This window comes from Mesorhizobium sp. M0293 (genome assembly GCF_040321735.1).
In the GTDB taxonomy this organism is placed as follows: Bacteria; Pseudomonadota; Alphaproteobacteria; order Rhizobiales; family Rhizobiaceae; genus Mesorhizobium.
Genome location: NZ_JAMYSA010000236.1, coordinates 1 through 3055, shown reverse-complemented (window position 1 = coordinate 3055; position 3055 = coordinate 1). Strand labels below are relative to the sequence as shown.

Here is a 3055-nt window from a genome sequence, read left to right as displayed (position 1 = left end):
TCCTGTTTTCCCGTCTCGCGCTTCTCGCGTGGCCTGGACATTCGCCGTCCCTCGATTCGCCGCCGCCGAACCAAGTGAATCACGCTCCGCAGCGCAAGGGAATCGCAAAACGAATTGCAGGAAAACAGCCCCCATAAACCGCTAATCCTGCAATTCAAAAGCCGCTATCCGCCTCAATCAACATGCCAGATCAACGGCTTGCGGATAGTTCACGGTCGACGAATTAGACTGTGGCCATCAATCCCGAGCGAGACACCCATGCCCAAGGTCGATCTATCCACCGTGCCTGTCCGCAAAGGCTCCGGCTACCCCGCACCCTTCGATGCCCCCTGCGTCACCCGCACACGCCGCCGTCTCGGTGACGCCGGCGGCCTCACCGATTTCGGCGTCAATCTGATGACACTGCCATCAGGTGGATGGTCCAGCCAGCGCCATTGGCACAGCCATGAGGACGAGTTCGTCACTGTGCTGGAGGGCGAGCTGACGCTGGTCGAGGATGGCGGCGAAACGCTGCTCAGGGCAGGCGACTGCGCGACCTTCGCCAAGAACAGCGGCAATGGCCATCACCTGATCAACCGCTCGTCGACGACGGCGCTCTATCTGGAGGTCGGCTCGCGCAACCCGGACGATGTCATCACCTGCTCCGACATAGACATGATGAGCCCAAGCTCCGACGGACGCTTTCTGCACAAGGATGGCACGGCGTATCCGGGACAGGGGTGAGCGATGCTCAGGTCGATCTGATCTGCTCGACCGCGGTCACCAGCAGGTCTTCCATGGCGGTGCGTATCTGAGCATCCGACTGGGCGATGCCCGCCGCGTCGAAATCGGCGCGCACCTTGCGGAACACATCGTTGTCGCCGGCCTCTTCGAAGTCCGCATGCACAACCTCCTTCGCATAGGCGTCGGCGTCCGCATCGGATTTGCCGAGCTTTTCGGCGGCCCACAGGCCGAGCAGCTTGTTACGGCGCGCCATGGCCCTGAACTTCGTTTCCTCGTCCATCGCAAACTTCTTTTCGAAGCCTTCCTGACGGTCTCTCATGCTGCTCATGGTTTGCCTCGTTTTGATGTGAGTCCGGTCTTCAGCCTGGGGGAAAGCGGCCAAGACGGGCAAGAGTGGCGGGCATGGATGTCATTAGCAAGGCAGGGTCGCCGGTGATTGAGTGGGCGCCTTGCGGCACGGCCTTTCGCCCGATGTGATTTGACCTTGCCTTGCCGTGTCCTACTTCTCGAATGCCTCTGGATAAACCGAGGAGACGAGCGATGCAGTTCAACGGAATTCGCGGTGTCGCGCTGACGGCGGCCGTGATGCTTGCCGCCGGCACCGCGGCCTATGCCCATCATGGCTGGTCGTGGACGCAGGACGGGTTTTTCGAACTCAGGGGCAAGATCACGGCCATCTATATCGGCAATCCGCATGCCACGCTGGATGTCGACGCCGAGGGAGAGGCCTGGCGGGTGGAGATGGCGCCGCCATCCCGCACGATCGCCGCCGGCTTCACGGAGGAGGTTGCCAAGGTCGGCGACGAGGTGACCGCGATCGGCAACCGCTCGCTCGAGGCGACCGAAAAGCGCATGAAAGCGGTGCGCATCATCGTCAATGGGAAGACGTATGATGTCTATCCCGACCGTGTGCCACCTGCTTGAATGGCGGAGTTCCTCGCCGGTATCGAGCAACTCGCCCTGGCGCGGTGGCTGAAGGCCTCCTTCGTTGCCTACCCCGTGGTCAACGCGCTCCACATCATGTCGATCGGCGTGCTGCTGACCAGTGTCGTTCTCATGGACCTCAGGATCTGCGGCGCCTTCCGCTCGCTGCCGCACGCGGCGTTCGTCGCGCTGCTGCGCCGCATTGCATTGGGTGCGTTCGCGGGCGCGCTCGTCACGGGCTCGCTGCTGTTTTCAGTGAAGGCAAGCACCTATGCGGCAATGCCGATTTTCCTCGCCAAGATGGCACTCATCCTTGTTGCCGGCGTCAACTTCCTCGCCTTCACGCGCTTCGGTCGCGCAACAGGCAACGACGAGCCGGCAGGCGGGACCGTCCTGGCCATGCTCTCGATTGTGCTGTGGACTTCCGTGCTTTTCGCCGGACGGTTCATCGGTTTCTTTGATTAGAGCGAGCGCCGGCACTGGCCTTCCGCCAGCGCCGGGATAAACTCCCTGAAGCACTGGGTTGTCACCTACAGTTTTTTGCGAAGAGGACCCACCCCTAACCCTCCCCACAAGGGGGACGGAGACTTCCGTTGGCGCTGACCTAGGCAAATCGCCTGTCTTTCGGCGCCAAAGAAGAATTTAAAGGCACGCGGCAGCGTTCCCTCCCCCTTGTGGGGAGGGGTTAGGGTGGGGGTCCTTCTTCGCAAGAATCCACATGCGATAGCCCTGCCCTTGGGAGGAGGGTTAGGGGGTCCTCTTCATGAGAACTAAAGCGGCAGCCTGCTGCAAGCTCAGGGAGATTTGCCATGAAGAAGGAAATCATCGAAGTGCCGGTGCTGTCGGCGGCCGTGCGCACTCTGGGCGTGCCGCTGTCGCTGGTGACCAAAGCCGCCGGGCTGGTCTTCGTGTCCGGCACGCCGCCGCTCGATATCGCGACCGGCAGGCTGGTCAAGGGCGACATCGAAACCCAGACCGAAGCGTCGCTAAAGGCGCTGAAACATTGTCTGGAAGCGGCCGGCACCTCACTGGAGAACGTTGTGATGGTGCGCATCTACGCCGTCAATTGCGGCTTCTACAACGCCATCAACCGCGTCTACGCCAGGCATTTTCCCGAAAACCCGCCATCGCGGACCTTCGTGCCGGTGGCGTCATGGCCGATGGAGTTCGATATCGAGATCGAGTGCGTGGCGACGGCTTGAGGCCTGGACCATGCGTCGGCGCTGGCGTTCCGCCGGTGCCGGGATAAGCTCCCAGAAATCAGAGGTTCTCGCAAAAGACTCCCTCATCCGACCGCTTCGCGGCCACCTTCTCCCCGGCGGGGAGAAGAGTTTGGCGCCGACGATGCCGGTCTCCTCTCCCCTCGGGGAGCGGTCAGCCGAGCGCAGCGGAGGCGGGGTGAGGGGGC

General features: G+C 62.2%; 5 protein-coding genes. 4 read left to right on the top strand and 1 reads right to left on the bottom strand.

Translation table 11 applies throughout. The features are described from left to right. The first annotated feature begins 258 nt into the window (after positions 1-258). On the top strand, positions 259-723 hold the full coding sequence (locus NKJ06_RS34975) for a cupin domain-containing protein (RefSeq protein ID WP_352635975.1): 465 nt from the start codon (positions 259-261) through the stop codon (positions 721-723). Positions 724-730: 7 nt separating this feature from the next. On the opposite strand, the gene NKJ06_RS34970 is transcribed toward NKJ06_RS34975, so the two are convergent. Further along, on the bottom strand, positions 731-1051 hold the full coding sequence (locus NKJ06_RS34970) for a DUF1476 domain-containing protein (RefSeq protein ID WP_352635974.1): 321 nt from the start codon (positions 1049-1051) through the stop codon (positions 731-733). Between the two features lie 212 nt (positions 1052-1263). Between NKJ06_RS34970 and NKJ06_RS34965 the strand changes: the two genes are divergently transcribed. From NKJ06_RS34965 to NKJ06_RS34955, 3 genes are all read left to right on the top strand, one after another. Continuing rightward, positions 1264-1647, top strand: a complete 384-nt coding sequence (locus NKJ06_RS34965) for a DUF6152 family protein (RefSeq protein ID WP_352635972.1) — start codon at positions 1264-1266, stop codon at positions 1645-1647. Beyond that, positions 1648-2112 carry a DUF6644 family protein gene (locus NKJ06_RS34960; protein ID WP_352812477.1) on the top strand — a complete coding sequence of 155 codons (465 nt, stop codon included), beginning with the start codon at positions 1648-1650 and terminating at the stop codon, positions 2110-2112. A gap of 344 nt (positions 2113-2456) precedes the next feature. Then, the gene (locus tag NKJ06_RS34955) at positions 2457-2849 is read left to right on the top strand and encodes a RidA family protein (protein ID WP_352635968.1); all 393 of its coding nucleotides are present in this window, start codon (positions 2457-2459) and stop codon (positions 2847-2849) included. The last annotated feature ends 206 nt before the right edge of the window (positions 2850-3055 follow it).

Bases quoted from the DNA above. Each gene is read 5' to 3' on its own strand.
- NKJ06_RS34955 (WP_352635968.1), top strand. From the start codon at position 2,457: ATGAAGAAGGAAATCATCGAAGTGCCGGTGCTGTCGGCGGCCGTGCGC.
- NKJ06_RS34960 (WP_352812477.1), top strand. From the start codon at position 1,648: ATGGCGGAGTTCCTCGCCGGTATCGAGCAACTCGCCCTGGCGCGGTGG.
- NKJ06_RS34975 (WP_352635975.1), top strand. From the start codon at position 259: ATGCCCAAGGTCGATCTATCCACCGTGCCTGTCCGCAAAGGCTCCGGC.
- NKJ06_RS34970 (WP_352635974.1), bottom strand. From the start codon at position 1,051: ATGAGCAGCATGAGAGACCGTCAGGAAGGCTTCGAAAAGAAGTTTGCG.
- NKJ06_RS34965 (WP_352635972.1), top strand. From the start codon at position 1,264: ATGCAGTTCAACGGAATTCGCGGTGTCGCGCTGACGGCGGCCGTGATG.